The organism is Pantoea sp. NPDC088449, assembly GCF_044753225.1.
In the GTDB taxonomy this organism is placed as follows: Bacteria; Pseudomonadota; Gammaproteobacteria; order Enterobacterales; family Enterobacteriaceae; genus Pantoea; species Pantoea floridensis.
The window spans coordinates 96862-118250 of record NZ_JBIVMT010000009.1 but is presented as its reverse complement, the minus strand read 5'-3'; the positions used below and the strand labels follow the sequence as shown (position 1 = coordinate 118250).

General features: G+C 46.9%; 14 protein-coding genes and 2 pseudogenes. 5 read left to right on the top strand and 11 right to left on the bottom strand.

Annotated elements, in window-relative coordinates; genetic code table 11:
• Nucleotides 1–839: 839 nt before the first annotated feature.
• The gene (locus ACIP6T_RS24835) at nt 840–1724 is read right to left on the bottom strand and encodes a RepB family plasmid replication initiator protein (RefSeq protein ID WP_400460044.1); all 885 of its coding nucleotides are present in this window, start codon (nt 1722–1724) and stop codon (nt 840–842) included.
• A gap of 815 nt (nt 1725–2539) precedes the next feature.
• Here ACIP6T_RS24835 and cysG point away from each other — a divergent pair.
• The 5 genes and pseudogenes from cysG (at nt 2540) to ACIP6T_RS24810 (ending at nt 10246) form a co-directional block, all read left to right on the top strand.
• Nucleotides 2540–3904 carry a siroheme synthase CysG gene (gene cysG, locus ACIP6T_RS24830; RefSeq protein ID WP_400460041.1) on the top strand — a complete coding sequence of 455 codons (1365 nt, stop codon included), beginning with the start codon at nt 2540–2542 and terminating at the stop codon, nt 3902–3904.
• Between the two features lie 416 nt (nt 3905–4320).
• Nucleotides 4321–7191: pseudogene (gene nirB / locus ACIP6T_RS24825) on the top strand (nitrite reductase large subunit NirB); the annotation flags it as partial.
• Between the two features lie 43 nt (nt 7192–7234).
• Entirely contained in the window at nt 7235–8065 is an 831-nt protein-coding gene (cobA, locus tag ACIP6T_RS24820; RefSeq protein ID WP_400460038.1) for a uroporphyrinogen-III C-methyltransferase, read from the top strand.
• Between the two features lie 262 nt (nt 8066–8327).
• Nucleotides 8328–9689, top strand: coding sequence for an LLM class flavin-dependent oxidoreductase (locus tag ACIP6T_RS24815; RefSeq protein WP_400460035.1), 1362 nt, complete (start codon nt 8328–8330; stop codon nt 9687–9689).
• 59 nt (nt 9690–9748) lie between these two features.
• Nucleotides 9749–10246 (top strand): flavin reductase family protein, encoded by a 498-nt coding sequence (locus ACIP6T_RS24810; RefSeq protein WP_400460032.1) that lies wholly within the window; start codon nt 9749–9751, stop codon nt 10244–10246.
• A 49-nt stretch (nt 10247–10295) separates the two neighbouring features.
• Here the strand turns inward: ACIP6T_RS24810 and ACIP6T_RS24805 are convergent, their stop codons facing one another.
• The 10 genes and pseudogenes from ACIP6T_RS24805 to ACIP6T_RS24760 all read right to left on the bottom strand — a co-directional run bounded on the left by ACIP6T_RS24805 (nt 10296) and on the right by ACIP6T_RS24760 (nt 21217).
• On the bottom strand, nt 10296–11243 hold the full coding sequence (locus tag ACIP6T_RS24805) for a helix-turn-helix domain-containing protein (protein WP_400460029.1): 948 nt from the start codon (nt 11241–11243) through the stop codon (nt 10296–10298).
• Nucleotides 11244–11488: 245 nt separating this feature from the next.
• Nucleotides 11489–12256 (bottom strand): annotated as a pseudogene (locus tag ACIP6T_RS24800) (SDR family NAD(P)-dependent oxidoreductase).
• 14 nt (nt 12257–12270) lie between these two features.
• Nucleotides 12271–12699: a nuclear transport factor 2 family protein gene (locus tag ACIP6T_RS24795; protein ID WP_400460026.1), complete on the bottom strand. Its 429-nt coding sequence runs from the start codon at nt 12697–12699 to the stop codon at nt 12271–12273.
• A gap of 478 nt (nt 12700–13177) precedes the next feature.
• A complete protein-coding gene (locus ACIP6T_RS24790; protein ID WP_400460023.1) occupies nt 13178–14485 on the bottom strand; it encodes a c-type cytochrome in 1308 nt (435 codons plus the stop codon).
• Between the two features lie 10 nt (nt 14486–14495).
• The gene (locus ACIP6T_RS24785) at nt 14496–16268 is read right to left on the bottom strand and encodes a GMC family oxidoreductase (protein WP_400460020.1); all 1773 of its coding nucleotides are present in this window, start codon (nt 16266–16268) and stop codon (nt 14496–14498) included.
• Nucleotides 16269–16283: 15 nt separating this feature from the next.
• Nucleotides 16284–17015: a gluconate 2-dehydrogenase subunit 3 family protein gene (locus tag ACIP6T_RS24780; RefSeq protein ID WP_400460017.1), complete on the bottom strand. Its 732-nt coding sequence runs from the start codon at nt 17013–17015 to the stop codon at nt 16284–16286.
• Between the two features lie 190 nt (nt 17016–17205).
• On the bottom strand, nt 17206–18225 hold the full coding sequence (locus ACIP6T_RS24775; RefSeq protein WP_400460015.1) for a LacI family DNA-binding transcriptional regulator: 1020 nt from the start codon (nt 18223–18225) through the stop codon (nt 17206–17208).
• A 365-nt stretch (nt 18226–18590) separates the two neighbouring features.
• Nucleotides 18591–19331 carry a TetR family transcriptional regulator C-terminal domain-containing protein gene (locus tag ACIP6T_RS24770; protein ID WP_400460012.1) on the bottom strand — a complete coding sequence of 247 codons (741 nt, stop codon included), beginning with the start codon at nt 19329–19331 and terminating at the stop codon, nt 18591–18593.
• A gap of 46 nt (nt 19332–19377) precedes the next feature.
• Nucleotides 19378–20040, bottom strand: a complete 663-nt coding sequence (locus ACIP6T_RS24765) for an NAD(P)-dependent oxidoreductase (RefSeq protein WP_400460009.1) — start codon at nt 20038–20040, stop codon at nt 19378–19380.
• Nucleotides 20041–20113: 73 nt separating this feature from the next.
• On the bottom strand, nt 20114–21217 hold the full coding sequence (locus ACIP6T_RS24760) for an alkene reductase (RefSeq protein WP_400460006.1): 1104 nt from the start codon (nt 21215–21217) through the stop codon (nt 20114–20116).
• Nucleotides 21218–21389: the final 172 nt, after the last annotated feature.

Below are 21389 nucleotides of genomic sequence, written 5' to 3'. Positions count from 1 at the left end.
CCGGCATAAACTATTTCCAGGCCGGTATACTGAACCCATGACTCTAGTTCTGTAGGGGTGAAGGCCACAGAAAGTGACAGTGTTACGCAGCGGTAAAAAGGGTATCTACTTTCATGCGTGGCGTTACGGGGGGTGAAACACTGGATGGCAGGGATCTTGATGCATGTTTGTGGCGACCTTTATGAAGTTGTTAAACAGGTCAGCTTTTGACTGTGAACACCATCAGGCAGGGCGCAGGAAGAACGAGATTTGCGCAATCTAGAAGATACCTGAGGATGATGAACCCCATAAATAAGGACCTTAAAGGTAAGCGTGTACTCACTTACACGGCTAAACTTCTTTTATGCCTTCAGCCATACCCGAAAAAGGTATTCACTTACATGAGAGGGTATTTACTTTCATGTACGCCCGCTTAGGTGCTGAACGCACCGCCTTAAAAGGTATTCACTTTCATGCAAGAAGCGCCCGATCCGTCCAAAAGGGTATCTACTTTCATGATGAGAGAGCATCCTTAGCCACAAAGGTATGCACTTTCATGTAAGGCCCTGCCTCCAGACGCCGTGCTCCATGAAAGCAGATACCTTTACGGTACGGAGTACATGAAAGTAGATACCCGTCCGAAATGCCGGCATGAAAGCAGATACCCCGGAACCGAGAACGGTGCGCAGCAGTCAAGCCCGGCGACGTATTCATGAAAGTAGATACCTCTGGGTATAAAGTGCGTAACGTAAAACCCCCCGGAACCGGGGGGGCATGAAAGTAGAGACCTTTCGCTTTAGAGCATGAAAGCAGAGACCCTTTATGGCGCGTACATGAAAGTGAATACCTTTAGCAGCGGATCAGTGACCGGGTAACGCCTGCAGTTTGGGGGAGCGGCTGCTGATGACAAACTGGATCTCGCGGCCTTTCTTGAGCTCGGTATAGTCGATGTAGCCGATCTTTTGGAGGTCGGCCATGGCGCGCCGGATGATAGAATTCTGCAGCTTCACCGGCGATCCCATTGCGAGGCGCTCGCGAAGGCGCTTCATGGAGATGTAGAGCGTCCCCGACGGCATACTTTCAAAGTAAATATAAAGTGACTGGGCTGCTTCCTTTCGGGAGAGTTCAGACAGCGCCTTGAGCCCTAGCAGCACCTTGTGATCGTAACGGTAGAGCTCCCACAGGTTGCTGTCGGCGGTGATCTCAACCGTATCCGTGTTCATGTTCAACACAGCACGCTGTACAAGGTGTGAGAACATGGATTTCTTACCATCCTTGCTGCTGAAGGCGAGGGTGACACTTGAAATGCTGAAGAGGGAGTCGTGCAGGCGCTTACGCGAGCGGGCATTGAGATCGGCGGACTTGATCCCGCACATTTTGGCGAACTCGGTAAAGGGCAGACGTATGGTTTCGCTGCTGTAGCCATAGGTGGAGAACGCCATGATAATGCCGAGCCAAGTTTTAAAATCGGTCGACATGCTGAGCTTTGCGCCTTGGATCTTGATATCCGTGTAGCCTTCGCGCTGCGCAACCTCAAGGCTCGAGAGCTCGTCTGACGCGTCGATCAGAAAATCGCGCTTCCCTTTTTCCTTTGGCGCCACAGGAGTGAAGACACTCAGGCGCAGCAAAGCTACCGGCTGAACGGTCTTGTTACTGTTCGGCTCCAGTAGATAAACTGTTTCTGAATCCTTTTTGACGATGGCAAAAGGGTTATTTATATCTATGACTTTACTGTCGTTTCCCACTTATCCACACCCTCAGGTCAGAAAGATCGAGTTGTCATGAAAGTGAATACCTTTATAACATGAAAGTAAATACCTTTACCATGAAAGTAGATACCTTTTTCATGAAAGTGGAGACCCATTACATGAAAGTAGATACCTTATTCATGAAAGTAAATACCCAAAGTAGTGTTTTTATCATAAGGATCATCAAGATAGAGAGCTGGTGATCTCTATTGATCTTATAATGATCTCTATATGATCTTCTTATGATCTTAAAAGAATTGATCTGGTCAGTGGATATGTTGATAAATCAAAAGCCCGTCGCTTCTCCAGATAGCCCAACGCATCTACTCAGACGCATTAGGTGCCATGCTGGCAATAGATAATTCAAAGATCCACTTTGCGGCGCTAGAGATAACCACGCTACCTTAGATAGCACTGTTATTTGAGACTGACTGGTTTGTCTGGCGATTTCAGTGGGAGGTTCAACGAAATGTTTCGCTACCAAGCATTTATCCTCCCTCACTATGAGAACTTGGTGACGAATATAACGGTCTTTACACTTTCGTTGTTCAGTCAGCATAATGCCGACCTGACGCTGAGCGGGATCTGCAATTACCTGCTGTGGCTCACACTGGGTAACATGTTCTCCTTAAACGTGGCCTCGGTTACTGTTACGAGACACTACTAGCAACACACGTCACTGTACTTAAATCGGTTTGACATTTTTAAGCCCGCTTGCAGCATGATGCTAATCGGTACGGATGCGCATAAATGGTGACCATAAGACACGATGAACAAGCATCACACAGTTGGCAGGCTTTTGAGGATGAGCGATGGACTATTTCCCCCTATTTTGCCGTCTACAGGGTAAACGGTGTTTGCTGGTCGGTGGTGGAGATGTGGCAGAACGCAAAGCGCGTTTGCTACTGGATGCCGGTGCCGATCTGCATGTCGGTGCGTTGGAATTCTCACTTGCCTTTCAACAGTGGGCTGAACAGGGAAAGTTACAGTTACTGCACGATCATTTTCAGGAAAGCTGGCTTGAAGGCTGCTGGCTGGTGATTGCCGCCACCGATGATGACGTCGTCAATCAACAAGTGGGGGATGCGGCCGAGCTGCGCCGTATCTTCTGCAATCTGGTGGATGCGCCACAGGAAGCCAGCGCGATCATGCCATCGATTGTTGATCGCTCGCCGCTGATGATTGCCGTTTCGTCGGGTGGCCGTGCGCCGGTGCTGGCTCGCCTGCTACGTGAAAAACTGGAGGCGATGCTGCCACAACATCTTGGCCAACTGGCTTCTCTTGCCGGATCGTTACGTGGCCGAGTCAAGCAGACTTTCAACAGCATGGGGCTTCGTCGTGCATTTTGGGAACGCTTCTTTGCCAGTGATCGCCTAGCACAAACACTGGCGAATGACGATAAACCGCGTGCGGACCTGATAGTCGAGACCTTGTTTGACGCTCCATTAGCACAACAAGGCGAAGTGGTGCTGGTGGGCGCGGGCCCGGGTGATGCAGGTTTACTGACGCTGAAAGGCCTACAAAATATCCAGAAGGCCGATGTGGTGGTTTATGACGGCCTGGTCTCAGAACCGATTCTCAATCTGGTTCGTCGCGATGCGGAACGTATCTTCGTCGGCAAAGGGTCGGGCAATCACTGTGTACCCCAATCGCAAATCAATCAGCTCCTGCTCGAGCAGGCACAACACGGCAAACGCGTGGTGCGCCTCAAAGGCGGCGATCCCTTTATTTTCGGTCGCGGTGGTGAGGAGCTGGAGGTGCTAGCCCAGCACAACATTCCCTTCAGTGTAGTGCCGGGTATTTCTACTGCTTCTGGCGGCGCGGCGTACAGCGGTATTCCACTTACCCATCGCGATCACGCGCAAAGCGTAAGTTTTGTCAGCGGACATATGCAACAGCAAAGTGAAATGGAGTGGGGAAAACTGGCAGCAGAACAACACACACTGGTTTTTTATATGGATCTGACGCAGGTACCAGAGATTCAGCGTCAGCTGCTGGATCACGACATGGACGTAGCCACGCCAGTGGCGATTGTGAAAAATTGCACCACCCCGCAACAGCAGGTGGAAATCACAACGCTGGCAGAACTCAGTCAGTTTGCAAAGAAGTTTTCCAGCCCGGCACTGATCATTGTCGGGAACGTAGTAAAGCTGCGCAGCCAGTTACGTTGGTTCTAAGCATAAAAGGCTAGCCGCTATTAGTCTGATGCCGATCAGTTAAGGCAGAAATGATCGATTGAAGAATCCCGTGACTTTGTGAAATCCGTGATCTTTAGTGGATGATTACGGATCTATTTTTTGGTTTCTAAGCCAATCACTTGACGCTGTTCTTATTTTCTCTCCTAAGTAGTTAACTGCCCTTTCTGGCCTGCCTTTATAGTGGATTGCTAAATTCAGTACATTATTCCATAAATTATGGCACTCCTACATCATTGAGGAGCATCAGTGGCATTACTACACTTCCGTGCGCTTCAGAACAATATTCAGTTCATTCCTGCACAAGAATCAGCTTGAAAGTCCTTATAACATCCAGGGTAACACTGCGAGTAATACGCGAACGAACTGGAGTTGAAGTCATGTCTAAAACGAAGAATAAAGCGGTAGTGGTCGTCATTGGTCACGGCATGGTTGGCCATCATTTCCTTGAACAACTAGTAAATAATTACCCAGTTAGTGAAATGAAAATCATTGTTTACGGAAAAGAAAAATATCCGGCTTATGATAGGGTACACCTGTCAGAATATTTCTCAGGGCGTACTTTCTCCGATTTATCAATGGTAAAGAACGACTTCTTCTCCGAGAACGGAATAGAACTCCAGCTTTCTAATGAAGTTATAGAAATCAACCGTAACGAGAAATATATCCTTGACCACAAAGGAAACGTTCAGGCCTATGATTACTTGGTTTTTGCTACGGGTTCATATCCTTTCGTTCCACCGGTGCCTGGACATGATCTTGAGGGCTGCCTCACTTACAGGACTCTCGATGATTTAGAAGCGATATCAGCACGCTCACATCATGCAAAAAGAGGTGTGGTTGTAGGGGGAGGGTTACTGGGGCTTGAAGCAGCAAATGCTCTAAAAAACTTAGGCCTTGAGACCCATGTTGTAGAGTTTTCACCAAGACTAATGGCCGTTCAGTTAGATGACATGGGCGCCAGTATGCTGAGGAGTAAAATTGAAGCATTAGGTGTGACGGTTCATACCAGTAAAAATACCCAGAAAATAATCTCGAACAACAAAGGAGGGCTAACCATGTGCTTCTCCAATGATGAAATGCTTGATACTGATCTAATTTTATTTTCTGCAGGTATCAGGCCTGAAGATAAGTTGGCACGCTTAGCTGGTCTCGAACTGGCAGAAAGGGGAGGCATAGCGATTAATGACGCATGCCAGACTTCTGATCCAAGTATTTGGGCGATCGGAGAATGCGCTGCTTGGCAAAGCCGCATTTATGGTCTTGTAGCTCCAGGATACCAAATGGCCAGAACTGTGGCTGCCAACATTATGGGGGGGCAGAGCACATTTACTGGTGCTGACATGAGTACAAAGTTGAAACTCATGGGTGTGGAAGTTGCTTCTATTGGGGATGCTCATGGAACGAGTCTCGGATGCAAAAGCTACCAGTGGATAAATGAACCTGAAGAAGTTTATAAAAAAATTGTGGTTTCCGAAGATGGTAAAACCTTACTCGGTGCGGTGCTTGTTGGGGATGCGAGCGAATACAGCGATTTGCTGCAACTTAAACTAAATGATATTGCGCTGCCAAAGTCTCCGGAGTCATTGATTCTTCCTCAACAGGCAGGCTCACCAACTAAGGCACTTGGAGTTGCTGCATTACCAGATACTGCGCAAATTTGCAGTTGTCACAACGTTACTAAGTTACAAATTTGCAATGCAGTTGGCGACGGCGCGCACACCATGGGGGCTATTAAAGAGTGTACAAAAGCGGCAACAGGTTGCGGCGGATGTACTGCGCTGGTCAAGCAGGTTGTTGAATTCCAACTGGCCGCACAGGGCTTCGAAGTTAAGAAAGATATTTGCGAGCATTTTGGATACTCAAGGCAGGAACTTCACCATCTCATCCGCGTAGGCGAAATCAAAGACTTCCGCACGCTAATTGAACGTTATGGTCAGGGCGATGGATGTGAAGTATGCAAACCGTTGGTAGGTTCTCTACTTGCATCATGCTGGAATGAATATCTGCTCAAGCCTCAGCATTTACCTCTTCAGGATACAAATGACCGTTATTTTGCCAATATTCAGAAAGATGGAACATATTCCATTGTGCCACGCGTGCCAGCAGGTGAAATCACACCCGACCGCCTCATTGTAATTGGCAACGTTGCTAAAAAGTATGGGCTTTATACCAAAATTACCGGTGGCCAGCGCATTGACTTATTTGGTGCACAACTTGCGCAATTGCCTGAAATCTGGCGAACACTTGTCGATGCAGGCTTTGAGACTGGGCATGCTTACGGTAAGTCATTACGAACAGTTAAATCGTGTGTGGGGTCGACGTGGTGCAGGTATGGTGTTCAGGACTCTACCGGTCTTGCCGTACTGCTGGAAAATCGTTACAAAGGTCTCAGATCACCGCATAAGCTTAAAATGGCCGTATCCGGATGTACCCGAGAATGTGCCGAAGCGCAAAGTAAAGATATTGGTGTCATAGCAACGGATAAGGGCTGGAATCTCTACGTTTGTGGTAATGGAGGCATGAAACCTCGTCATGCAGATCTGTTTGCAAGCGATTTAGATGATGAAACTTTGATTTCTTATGTTGACCGAATCCTCATGTTTTATATCCGTACCGGGGACAGATTGCAGCGAACCAGTGTATGGATGGACAATATGGAAGGCGGCCTTGAATATCTCAGGGACGTTGTGATTAATGATAGTCTTGGCATTAATGTTGAATTAGAGGCTGAGATGAACCGTGTGATAGGTACATGGCAGTGCGAGTGGAAAACCACGCTGGAAAGCCCTGACCGTCTGGCATTATTCAGACCTACAGTGAATAGCGATGCACCTGATGAGACAATCCGTTGGGATATCGAACGCGATCAAATTCGGCCATCTAACTCAGCTATCACAAGAAGCACCTCTGAATCGAATAGCGAATGGACTGAAATCTGCGACATTGACGCGGTTCCAGATGATGCAGGAATAGGCGCTCGGGTAGGTGAATCGCGTGTTGCACTATTCCGGCTGCATGGACAATTTTATGCACTTGATGACTATGAGCCGGGAACAAATGCCAGTGTCCTATCTCGTGGTATTTTAGGGGACGTTGCTGGTGATGCCGTAGTTATTTCCCCGTTATACAAATATAAAATTCGTTTATCTGATGGGAAAAGTTTCGACAGCGCAGATATAAGTGTGGGTAGGTGGGACACAAAAGTTGTAGATGGGAAAATTCATGTTTCACGCATTAAAGAACCAGAGATGTCATTAGCTGTTTAATTTAATGCATTCCTGACAAAGCATCATAGTGAAGGAATTCAGAATGAGTTCAGAACATTTACTAAGTACTCATATATTTAATACTCGCACTGATAAGCTTGGCGAAGTCTGGTTGATCGGTGCAGGACCTGGCGATCCAAATCTCTTGACAGTGAAAGCGCACAAACTTCTCTGTCAGGCCCAAATCGTAGTTTATGATCGTTTAGTTGGTCCCGGTGTTATGGCTCTTATTCCTGATGAAGCATTGTGTATCGATGCAGGAAAGGAAGCCGGGGATCATAAGCTTTCACAAGATGAAATTAATCAGTTGCTGGTTGATCTTGCTGGTTGCGGTCAAGATGTAATACGCCTCAAAGGAGGTGACCCTTTCATGTTTGGCCGAGGAGGGGAAGAGTTGATGTTTGTTGAAAATGCAGGCATCACTTGCCACGTTGTCCCTGGAATTACCGCGGCAACAGGATGTGCTGCGAGTAGCGGAATTCCACTGACGCAACGAAACGTGGCTCAATCAGTTCGGTTTATAACAGGGCATGAGAGCGCTGGTGAGCCCGCGTGGAAATCGCTTGAAAGTCTCAGTACCTCAGAAACGCTTGTCATTTATATGGGCGTGAAATGGTTGGCGTCTCTGGTTGCAAAACTAAGGTCTTTAGGATGTTGCGATACTCTCCCGATCGCGCTCATTGAACAGGGTACATTGCCAGAACAACGCACAACGATAACTTCACTGAGGGAGTTAACTGATTTGAAGTTTTTAAGGCGACCGCGCTCCCCATGCCTCATCATCGTTGGAGAGGTCGTGAGGATGTATCGGGGGGAAAAACTTAATAATAATTTTGAACTTCAACCGGAAACACCAAAAATAGCTGCCGCATAATTTTTATATTAAACCAGCATCTTCTTAGAAGTTGCTGGTTTAATTTTTTCTGCCTTTATTAAATTGAATATAAACCCACGTTCTCCCTCCATAAGACGCCCCTTCAGTTGAATAGGCACCTTTAGTCTATGGTCATATGTCTTTCTTATAAGCGGTTGGTGTGCGCTTAAAACATATTCTGAGTTCACTTTAACCCAAGAGTTGGTGTCATTTAACAGGTACTTTTTGTGTAAGAAACTTGTTAAGTTAACCGGAGATAAGTATGAAGAAGCGTCTAATTTTTAACTGCTTTTCAATGAACGTTCTGTCACATATTTGGCATGGATTGTGGCGTCATCCTGAAAGTAAGAGTCTTGGTTATAATGACTTAGATACTTGGGTAGAATTGGCACAAATTGCAGAGAAAGGATGTTTTGACGCACTTTTTTTTGCAGACGTCATTGGAACAGATCCTGGATATAAAAATTCAATGGACATTTACCTCAAAGAAGGTGTCCATCTGCCTTGCAACGATTCAACGACACTCTGTGCAGCTTTGATTGGTTCTACCAAAAATATTGGTCTGGTGCTAACGAGCTCAATTCTTTCTGAACACCCTTTTTCGTTCGCTCGTCGTATAAGCACGCTCGATCATTTAAGCAAAGGTCGTATTGGTTGGAACATTGTTACGAGTGTCACAAACAACGCAGCGCAGAACTTTGGCCTAAATGGCATTGTTCCACATGACGAACGCTATCGTTGGGCAGAAGAATACATGGAAGTTGTTTACAAGTTATGGGAAGGGTCATGGGATGATGGGGCGATCGCGGGAGACAAATCTGCGGGTATCTATGCTCGTCCCGAATTGGTGCATCGTATTTATCATGAGGGTGAGCGTTATAAAGTTGCTGGACCCCATATGTCGGTACCTTCTCCTCAGCGTGTTCCAGTTTTATATCAGGCAGGGTCGTCGAAATCCGGACGTATTTTCGCTTCCCGCCATGCGGAGGGTACATTTGTACTTTTCCCAACTATTGAAGGTGCGCGCAAGGGCATCGCTGATGCTCGTGCCTCTGCTGTTGAAGCTGGCAGGAACCCGGATGATCTCAAGTTCATTCAGGGTTTTAGCTTTGTCGTGGGAAGTACTGAAGAAGAAGCCTGGAAGAAATCACGGGAAATTGATGAGTGGGTTAGCTATGAAGGCCTCGCTGCACATATCGGTAAGGATATGGGTATAGACTTTGGCTTGCATGACCCAGAGGAGAGAATTGAAAATCTCAACATTGATGGTCTTCAGGGCTATGCGCGAATGTTTGAAGAATCAAATAATGGAGAGAAAGCACGTATTCGTGACCTGGTTAACGCTTTGTCTTACAGCAGTCGCATGGTTGGCACACCCGAAACTATTGCCGATCAACTCGAAGCGTGGCAGGAGGCAGGTATCGATGGCGTAAATATGATCTGCCAATTGTTCCCAGGGTCTTACAAAGACTTTATTGAACATGTAATGCCTGTCCTGCAACAACGTGGTCTGGCACAAAGCAGTTATAGCCCAGGGACACTCCGTGAAAAAATGTTCCCTGAAGGTAATGCACTTCTGCCGTTACGCCATAATGCGTCAAGCTATCGCGGTGCATTTAAATAGTTCTCTGTGTTAAGAGATTAAGTAATGTCAATTGAAATAATTATACAGAAGATACTAAAATGAATGCATTTACCCGTGAAGAAGTAACAGAATCTTTTAAAGCTGGAATGAGACAATTTCCTTCAGGTATAACTCTTTTGACTTCTGTTCATCATGAAGAGAAAGGTGGCCTTATTGCTACAGCTTTTAGTTCTGTTTCAATGGATCCTCCAACCTTACTAGCTTGCGTGAATAAAAGTGCCTCGGCCCACAATATAATTGATGGTTCCAACAGAATATGCGTTAACATTCTATCAGAAGATGACATGGATATCGTTCACAGTTTTTCTGATTCTTTAAAAAGAAGTGAACGGTTCATCGCAGGTGATTGGGATAATATGCGATCGGGTTTACCATATGTCAGAAGTTCATTGGCATCATTTGATTGCAAGATTGTTGAGAAAGTGTCCAGTGGCTCACATACAATTTTTATTGCGGAAGTGCAGGAAGTTTACAATAGCTCAGGAAATCCGGACCCCCTAGTATATGCCAATAGAGCATTTCGTTCGTTAAAATAAGTGATGAGATTTGGGTCTATCTTTTCCCGTCCAGGCTGGACGGGATTTTTTACTTTTGATTTTCTTTTCTATAATCCCGAGGGGATTGTCCAAAATGTTGTCTAAATACTTTGCTAAAATGCGATGTATCATTAAAGCCAGCTCGAAAAGCAATAGTCGAAACCGAGTCAGATTTAATATGTTTGAGCTCATTAGCACACCTCTCTAGACGTTCAGTCTGAAGAAAGCGGCTGAACGATTCTGAACCCTGTTCAAATATCTTATGTAAATATCTAGTCGAAATTCTGTAATTATTTGCTACCTTTATTGGGCTGAGGTCAGGATCGCTTAAATTTTCTCTGACGTATTTTTGTATACCTAAATAGAGTTGTTCTTGATAAGTCTGGCTTACTTCATCGTATACATTGGAATTAACACCCAAAGATAGTCCGACCAAACTGACCAAGTTATCCATCAGTTTTTTTTGGGCGATTTTGTGGTAATTAAGATCTGTTGAAGCGATTGTCTTCAAAAAATCAGCTGTGATAGTAATGATTCCACCATCAGGAGAAAATTTTGAAGTCAAAATAGCATCAGGGTGAAGCAGTAATGGTTTTAACAAGGATTGTGGGATCCTGAAAGACAATTGCTTAAATTCGTTGGTAAGGTAATCATTTATATAAGGTCGTGTTGAGTCAACAAGTGAAAACTCACCTGGGCTTATCAGTGCAGCATGACTTCCCTGCTGCATCAGACATTGACCAGAAATCTGAAGATTTAGAAAATAATATTCATTAGGCATTCTACGGATTTCATCATCACCACGAAAAATGCGCTGCGCCTGTGAACTGATATTCGTTACGTCTATGTCTGCAAGCTTCCCTGATGTGACCGTTCCTGAAAATTCTGCAGCTGAGTCTACCTTAGGGTTGAGGGCTGTGTAAGCCTGGCAAAGAACCTCTCTCCAGTAGCTAAACTTTTCCGATGGGGTGACATTGTCAGTTGACCACAGATTCATGGAAGCCTCCTCAATATGAAACTTCAATGATGCAATTTACATGCCTGCTTTGAGATTGATTAAGGTTAAATTCACAACCTTATCTTATTGACTGCATTGGTGTTTTTTTGCGATTTTGAAGCGGTCGTGATAAATGAGAATTTGGAAAAAACTTGCACGAAAAGTGTGTGTTATGCCCCATATTGGGGCATTGTTAAGAAGGGGGGCTAAGAATTTTAACATGTGTTAATTAAAAAATCTTTTAACTACATTCCCGTCATACCGCCATCAACGGTGTAGATACTGCCGGTAATGTAAGAAGCATTTTCAGAAGCAAGGAACAGTGCAACCTGAACAATTTCTTCAGGTTCAGCATATCGATTCATTGCAACTAATCCTGAAAACTGAGTTTGAACGTCTTGAGGATTGCTTTCATTCAAGCCCGATTCAATCTTTCTCATCATTTTTGTATTAACTGGTCCTGGGCAAATAGCATTAACCCTAACGCCATTGCCGGCAACTTCAAGCGCAGCTGCACGAGTCAAGCCGACTACCGCATGTTTAGAGGCAGTATATAAACCAAGTGAAGGAAAACCAATCAGACCCGCCATGGAAGCGGTATTAATGATTTAACCTGAATTTTGTTTTATCATCACTGGCAGGATATGTTTCAAACCCCAGAAAGCGCCTTTAACATTAACATTCATTAGGAGATCAAAATCTGACTCCAAGGCATCCGTTAAAGGCGATACACGCCCAATTACGCCAGCATTGTTAAAAAAAACATCAATTTTACCAAATTTATTTATTGCTTCTTTAACATGTTTTTTTACTTGATCTTCCGAACTCACATCGGCAGAAACGTTCACTACTCTATCAGAGTCAAAATTATATTTTTCAGAGGCTTTAATGATATCATTAACGTTAATATCAACAAGTACCAGATTAGCACCTTGCAAGTAAAAAGAATTAGCAGCAGTCTGACCAACACTGCCTGCGGCACCCGTGATAATAACCACTTTATTTTTAAACATTATAATCCTCATTTTTAAATTTTACTTTTATCGGGGATGTCAACGGATTTCGTTTTATAAACTACATCTCTTCTGCTATATTTCCATTTACTGTTCTCTTTTTCAAGCCAGTCGTTATAGATACAAATTCCGCCTTGTATTGCTCCATTCTTATTGTAGATGAATTGGAGGTAACACTTTTGTTGCGCTTCATTTCCTCCTAGAAGAATGATTTCATTAATGGTTAAATGATGCATTTTTCCAAATGCCTCAACTACAACATCTACAAATTTAATCAGTGCATCTCTTCCTCTAGGGGCTCTGCCAGGCAAAAGCGCGTTGAATACTCCATCTTTTGTAGAGCAATCTGCCCAAGATTCAGCATAATATTCATCTACAGAGAAGTTATACTTGGCATTTAGTTCTTTTATTTCAATTTTGTCTGCAATAGATTCAAGTTTCATTTTTATCTCCAATTAAGATTGTTTTTCATAATAGGACAGTGCTGGAGTGAGTAACTTTATTAAAAGAGAACTATTTCTTGCTTATGAGTGAATTGGTTTTTAAAAGATAAATTCATTAGTTATAGTTACGTTAAGTTATAGTAGTTGGTAACCTCAGAGTAATCTACAGTTTTAAACTCCTTATCGTCGTATTTAAGATAGTTTCATAACTTTACTAGATACAAGTATTGATGAGTTCCAGAGATCGATACAGTGAATTATGTGCTATAAGGCTGGAGTGAAACTTTTTTATTGCGGATTTAATGTTCCAAAAGTGAATAAACGCACTTTGATTTTGAGCGTCATATTATTGTTCTGTTTTATATACAAAAAAAGAAACCACAATTATTTGTGGTTTCTTTCTAATCGACATGTGTCTCGGTGGGTCTGAGTAGCGAAAAGGTTATACCTCACCATCAGTATCGAGACATTGCTGTGTTTACTCTTTAGCTGCTCCCATCCATGCCTGCGCTTTCGTTCCTTCGCGAGCAGATTTTACCTGAGCTTCTGTCACAGGCGTTGCTGCATTTCCCCAACTATTGCGGATGTAGGTCATCGCATCAGCAATATTGCTGTCTGACAGTTTCCAGGCAAACGCCGGCATACCTGCCGCCGTTGGGTTAGCATGGGTAAACGGTCCCTGGCTGCCGTTAAGTACTACATTAATCAGGCTGGAAGGATCGGCTGAGTTGACCTGCGCGTTACCGGCGAGAGTCGGGATCATGTTTCTGATCCCTGAACCGTTAGATACGTGGCAGGCACTGCACTGCGATTCATACACCTTTTTGCCCACCAGCATCGCGTTCTGCTGACTGTCGATCGCCGCAGGGACGGTGGTCTGCGATGCCGGCAGTGAGTGTAAATACTGCGCGATAGCGTGCAGATCGCTGTCACTCATATACTGCGTCGAATTTTCAACCGCTTCGGTCATCGGGCCTGATGAGGCTGTTTTGCTGTTCGCGCCAGAGCGCAGATAGCTCACAATATCTTCGTTGCTCCAGTGACCCAGACCGGTGTGCGGATTCGGCGTCAGGTCCGGCGCATACCAGCCCTGCAACGACCCGCCCTGCAGATAAGCAGAGGAATCGCCGCCAAGCAGGTTCTTGGCCGTGTGGCAGGAGGCACAGTGTCCTGGCCCCTCAACCAGATACGCGCCACGATTGATTTCGGGGCTCACTTGCGCGTTGGGTTGGAAGACCTGATCTTTAAAGAACAGCAGGTTCCAGCCCGCCAGGGTCCAGCGTTGGTTGAACGGGAAGGGCAGTTGGTTCTCCACCACTTTGTTGTTCACCGCCGGAATGGTACGGATGTAGGCCCACAGGTCGGTGAGATCCTGGTCGGTTAATTTGGCATAGGCATTGTAAGGCATTGCGGCGTACAGGTTGCCGTGCGAACCGATACCGTGGCGGACCGCGCGGTCGAACTGCTCCTGCGTCCAGCCGCCGATGCCGGTGTCCTTGTCGGAGGTGATATTCGATGACAGGATGGCACCAAACGGTGTATCCAGCTTATATCCCCCGGCAAAAGGTTGGCCGCCTTCTTTGGTGTGGCAGGCGGTACAGTCAGATAAACGCGCGACGTACTCGCCCCGTTTGATCTGATCCTTTAGGCCCGCACCTTCTTCGATCTGCACCGTTTGCGGATAGCTTTTATGCAAGCCGTACTCGACCAGCGCGGTATAGCCCAACGCTCCGGCCACTGCCACTACGCCCACCGCGAGCGCAACACGTCGTAATTTCTTCGCCATCATGTTCTCCTTAACCGACCAGTGAGCCTGGATTTTTCAGGTATTGATTGACGATGGCGTGCGCCGTCCACAACGTCAGCGCACTGAGCGTGATCGTCGGGTTATAGCCGCCGTTATTCGGATACGATGAGGCACCCAGTACGAACAGGTTGTGCGCATCCCAGTGCTGCTGATAGCGGTTCAGCACCGATGTCGCAGGGTCTGTGCCCATCACCGCGCCACCGATGGTATGCGAGCTGTCATACGCACGGAACGGTGAGTTATGTGCATCCGGGAAGGCTTCAGTCTGCCAGGTGCTGGCACCGGACACTTTGCAGATATCCTCGATGCGGTCGCGTATAAAGCGCGCCATTAAACGGTCATTCTGGTTGTAGTCGAAGGTCAGACGCAGCAGCGGCTGGCCGTTGGCATCGGTGTAGTTCGGATCCAGTGACAGGTACGAGTCACGGTGAGAGTAGGAGGTGCCTTGCCCCTGAATCTTGGCGTAGTTTTGGTAGCTTTTCTGGAAGGTTTTTTTCCAGGCTGAGCCCCACATTTTGCTGTTAGGCGGCAGACGGTCGGTCATGCTCAGCGGCGTGCCCTGATCGGACAGTGCCTGAATGCCTGCGCCGCCGAGGAAGCCCAGGCCGGTATGGTCAAAGTTGTCGCCGTTGAAATCATCAATCTGCGTCGAGAGCGCGCCGGTCGAGATGAACGGGTTCATCTGCTCATTCTCGTAGTAGAGATAGCCCATCGACATGGTTTGGTAGTTGTACGCGCGGCCCAGCGTACCTTCACCGGTGGCGTGATCGTAGGCCTTACCGATTTTCGACAGCAGCAACAGACGCACGTTGTCCAGCTGATAAGCCGACAGGCAGACGATATCCGCTGGCTGGAAACCGGTATTGCCATCGGAATCCAGGAAGGTCACCCCGGTCACCGTTTTGCCGTCTTCCGCTTTGTCGATGTACAGCGCGGTACACTCGGTCAGCAGGGTGAAATTGGTGCGATCCATTAAAGCGGGTACGACACAGATGTTCGGCGATGATTTCGACCAGTTGCCACAGCCATAGAAGCCGCAGTAGCCGCAGTAGGTGCAGGGCGCTAGGTTAATGCCGAGCGGGTTGGTGTAAGCCGCGCCTATGGTGCCAGCCGGGATCGGGAACGGGTGATAGCCCATTTTCTCGGTGATCTGATGGAACTTATCGTTCCAGTGCGAGCGGATCAGCGGTGGCGTCGGGTATTCACTGCTGCGGCTGCCTTCAAACGGGTTACCGCCCGCCTGTTTTTCCCCGTTCAGCACGCCGGCTTTACCGGAGATGCCGGCAATTTTTTCGACGCGATCGTAGAAGGGTTCCAGCTCCGCATAGCTGACGCCCCAGTCCTGGACAATCAGGCCATCGGCCAGTTTCATGTTGTGGTAGCGGTCACGCAGGCGGGTGGCCATTTCGAAATCGGACGGGTTGAAACGCCAGGCGTTCGCTGCCCAGTGTTTACCGGCACCGCCCACGCTGAAGCCCATCTGAAAGGCGTTCCAGTCACGCGCGGGCAGCGCTTTCTGGCTGCTGTCATTACGAAACGTCAGGGTTTCGACGCGAGGCGGTTTGAGGATTTCGCGGCGTACGCCATAGCGCAGTTCGTCAGCGGCAATGGCAGGGGAGAAGTTGGTCTGGGTTTGTTCCCATGGGCCACGTTCAATGGCGACAACGTTTAATCCGGCGCGGGTCAGTTCTTCAGCCATAAGTGAACCGGCCCAGCCGAGGCCGATAATAACGGCATCAGCCTTGGGTCTGGTGTAATTCATGATGTGCCTTTTAATTTAAGCTTTCAGGAGGTCAATAATGCTGATGGGTTCAATATTGAGTTTCTGTCCCTTTAACGGCGCATAGTCGCGATAGTCATAGCGTGCACCGGGGAAACCAATCATTTTCCAGCCCACCATATTACGGTTGCCACCGTATATAGGATCGGCGAGGAAACCTTCCTGAACATTACTCAGCAACTGGCCAAATAATTCTTTTGAGGAAATGGAAGGATACTTAAAGTTATCTTCTTCCATTTTTTCCAGATAGCTGTCTTTGGCGTTATCATCTAATTCAGTGAATGATTTACCCAAAAAGGTCTGGCAATGGGCGTCCACTTCCGCTAACCCTTTGCGATAGATATCGGCAGGGGATAAGGGAGACTGATTCCCTTGGGATGCAGTGCCTTTTTCGAAGGGGCCCACATTGTAGCGCCAGCTGCCACGGCCGTAGTCGCCTGCCAGCTGGTTGTCGATAAACACCACGCACCCCGCCTGCGATGCGCTGACGCTCAGCTCATCTGCGGGGATAAGACGATCAAAAATCGCCGTAACCAGCTGATATTCACTTTCGGTGAAAAACAGCCGTTTGGTGGGATCGGCAGGGGTCGGCGGGGGTGTTTGTTTTGCGCGCCATAATTTCCCACCGGATAAGACATTTTCCGCCGCACCGGCGGGTTTAAATATTGATGCAGCCGTGCCAGTTCCAACCAGAACTAACCCGGTTTTAATAAAATGACGACGTTCCATACGATGCTCCGGACAAATAGAGGCACCGACCTCATGAAATAAACTCACTGATTAAATCTCAGAGAAATGTATCCAATAGGCAGTGTTGTTTGTTATTTGAAAATACCAGTAACAATTTCTAAAAATTTTCTGTTGGTTAATATTCCTTATATCAATGGCGCCACTATCAGAGATAAGTGGCGGAAATTTTTTATTGCCTTATATGGGAATCGCGAAGTCGGAGCTCACCATGTTGCCAGCTCCCATTTTCATCCTTCGTATCGTCAATCAGACGATTGATTGCCTCCGCCAATTGCAAGTCAGCCCTCTGATTCCAGGTTGTCAGGTTCCAGGTGGAAGAATGTGCTTCGTCAACGTCGTCAAATCCCACAACACCGATGTTGAGTTGTGCATCAAAATCACGTATAGCCTGAATGGCACCAAACGCCAGCACATCATTTTCGCAGAACAACGCATCTATTCGATCATCTGGTGGCGTCTTTCGAAGGTAATCAGTCATCGTCTGATAAGAACGGTCACGATCATAATGGCCGGCTACCAAAACGGTGTTGAGCACATTGCTCGATTCATCAAGACTGGACAGATACCCCTCCAGACGAAACAGGTGATTTGACGATGTGTCTGGTCCTTTCATGTAACCAAAACGTTCATAATTCTGCCCAACGAGCACATTTCCGAGTTCAAAACCCGCTCTGAAGCCATCAATGCTGACGACCTCAACATCTGCGCTATCTGTATTACGAAATACGTGTATTGCTTTAATATGATGAAGCGTATTAGCCATAACCAATAACTCGTCACTGACGATTGTAGCCAGATAGATAATGCCATCGACCTGCATCTGTCCGGCCATCTGCAGCACAGACTGATAGTTTTCGTGCGACTCAATATTCAGCAATAACGTCATGTAACCTCGTTCATTAAGCTGACGTGTCGCTTCCTGAATCATGCGCAGAGTGTGAGGATTTCCAAACTCGTCTGCCACCAGTCCAATAATATTCGTTTTACGCTGCTTGAGACCTCGGGCTAACAGGTTTGGCCTGAATCCAAGCTTATCGGCGGCGTTAATAACTCTCTCTCTTGCAGCTGGCGATATTGATGCACCCGATTTAAAAGCCCGCAGTACCGTCCACTTCGATACACCTGCCAGGGCCGCAACATCATCAGCAGTTGCCTGTTGCGCTTTTTTAGCACTCTCGTTTTTTTTCATTCTTACTTTACACCGTGTCCGGATCCTGAATTCCCACAGCATAAAGTAACAGAGCCACATGCCCAAACCATGTTGTCAGGCGTCACCTGAAAATTAACCCACATTAACTGTGCAGATAGCAATGTTGCGATTATGTTGAACCTTGCTACCGTTGGCAATTGGAGTTTGCCAACGGTAGCAAAAAAGGATAAATATGATGTCGGTCACAAATTAGATGGAATACCAATGAAAACAGATGGTTGAGAAGGATGGGGGAGGGGATGAAATATAAGACGGTTAATTGTTAATTTTTGTAACCGGTTTGAGGGTGTGAGTTAAGTCATTGTTAGAATAGGTGGCTCTCAGGAAAGCCACCAAAAAAATGCTTAAACAAGGACCGTTTTGAAAACAACTTCCATGAATTCGTTGAGCGCGGCATCGTTCTTCTCGGCACGCATTCTCACCAAAGCACCTTCCCAGCTGTTCAGCACAAAGCCGGCAAGTAGTGCTGCTGATAAAGTTGTACGAATTTCACCAGACTCTTGCCCTTCGGCGATGCATTCTTCAATCAGTTGCGTCCAGGTACTGAGATGGAATGCGATCCTTAGACGGATGCGCTCGCTGTGGTCGGCGACTTCCAGTGAGAAATTTCCCAGCAGGCAGCCTTGAGAGAATCCGCTTTCGATAAAGCTCTCTTTTCGTGTATTGAAATAAACTTTCAACCGCTCAAGAGGAGGAAGGTCGGGATCTTCAAGTTGTCGCTTTAACTGCGGAAGAGCCTGCTCGAAGTAGTTATTAACGATTTCCTCAGCAAAAGATTCCTTACTATCGAAATGGTTGTAAAAAGAACCTTTTGGAACACCTGCCTCTTCGACAATATCTTTAATGCCGGTTGCTGAGTATCCCATGCGGTGTAGCATGCTCATACCAGCACTGATGAGGTTTTGTTTCGTACCAGGGTTCGGTTTTGGGCCTCGGCGTACTGCCGGTATGGTGCTTGTCATGTTATGGCTCTTTATCATCTCAGCAATGGGTAAAAGGACAGTCAGGCATATCCCTTTCTCAAAATAGAGCGTGTTTACCTCAAAACTGTAAAAAAGAAAACCTCCAACCCGCAAAGCAGACAAAGCGTCTGTTGACTCCTTTAGCGGCAGGAGGTCGTTGTTAGCTGAATCAGTATCCTATGGTAAACCGCTGGCGCTCATGTTCTGGTTTCTCAAGCTCGTCAACTAAAGCGATAGCGTAGTCTTCAAAGGAAATCCAATTCTTACCGTTGCTGTCAAAGATAACATCATCACCCCCCAGCCGGAACTGACCAGTACGCTCACCCAAGTCAATCATCATGGGCGGACTGAAGTAGGTCCAGTTGATTTCCGAAGCGCGCAGGGCTGCGAACGCCTTAACATGCGAACGGGCGATAGCAACATATGGCTCTGGCCAGTAGCCTGAGTCGAGCACTGTCACACCCGGTGAGAAAAAGAGTGAACCCGCACCACCGACAACCAGAAGACGGGGGATACCCGCTTTTTTAACCGCGTCAATTGCATTTTCGGTTACGCCCACCAATTGATCGGTATAGCTCTGGTCAGTTGTATAGCGCGAATCGCTGCTTGATGGCCCAAATGCGCTGACAACAGCATCTGCACCAGCGATGATTTTAGCGATTTGCTCCTGATCGTTCAGATCGGCTTGTACGCGCGTCACACTGGCAGGCAAATCCGCAGGGAGTCGGTCAAGATTGCGAACAACAGCGATAACTTCATGACCACGGCTGATTAGTTCATTAAGAATTGTGCTGCCAGCACGACCAGAGGCGGCGAGAAGGGCAATTTTCATATCTGAAAACTCCTGAGTTCAATTAAAGTAATAGGCAGATTTAAAGCGTTGCTGACAAGGTTATTATCCGCAATTATCCCGGCACATTCTCCAGTGCGGGATAATCCACGTATCCTTCTGCACCACCACCATAAAATGTCGATCGATTGTAATCATTCAGCGGTGCATGCAAGGCAAAGCGAGCGGGCAGGTCAGGATTAGCAATAAATGAACGGCCAAATGCGATCGCCTCGGCACGTCCTTCACGGACAGCTTCATCAGCGCTTTCACTGTTGAAACCACCTGCCAGTATAAGTGGGCGCTTCCAGAATGGACGAAGCTGGTCCACAGACTGTGGAACACCAATCTGCATTCCGCCGCCACCCCGTGCTTCAATGATGCTGACATAGGCAATGTCTAATTTTTCAAGCTCAGGCAGTACATAGCTATACAGAGCGACCGGATCGGAATCTCCAACGTCATTGTAAGTACCGAAAGGTGAGAGACGAACACCCACTCGATCAGCACCCCAAATTGCGGTAACTGCTTCCGTGACTTCAAGCAGTAAGCGTGCGCGGTTTTCAAAAGATCCGCCGTATTTATCGGTACGCTTGTTTGAACTGTCATGCAGGAATTGCTCCAGGAGATAGCCATTCGCACCATGCACTTCTACACCATCAAAGCCAGCAGCCATTGCATTCCGGGCACCCTGACAATAAGCCTCGATAATGCCAGGAATTTCTTCAAGGGTTAATGCATGAGGAGTTTCGTATGCGACTTTTTCCCATTTAGGCGTCAGTGAAATCTCAGTTGTGATAGGGATTGCTGAGGGGGCCACAGGAAGAACATTACCAGGCTGGAAACTGGAGTGAGAAGAGCGGCCAACATGCCATAACTGCAGGAAGATAAGACCACCTTTAGCATGTACGGCATCAGTTACTTTTTTCCACGCGGTAATCTGGTCTGGAGAGTGAATACCAGGGGTGGCCGGATACCCTTGGCCAGTAGGAGTAACTTGGGTTGCTTCAGAAATGATTAAGCCGCCTTCAGAAGCGCGCTGCCCGTAGTATTCTGGTGCAAGAACATTCGGAACGTTGCCGTCACCAGCACGCATGCGGGTTAGCGGAGCCATGACAACTCGATGTTTAAGAGTATAACGTCCCAGCTCAAGCGGGGATAACAGTGAATTTAGAGACATTCAGAAAACCTCAGTTTCTTTAAGAACCCAAGCAGTAACACAGTCGATTACCACACCTGAATTATAATATGACCAGTCGTCTTGAATAAGTCAATTACCATTTTATCCTTGGCCAAGTTCGGATGGATGTGCAGTTAGGATGAAAAACAGTGCAGGACACTTGCGTACTAGC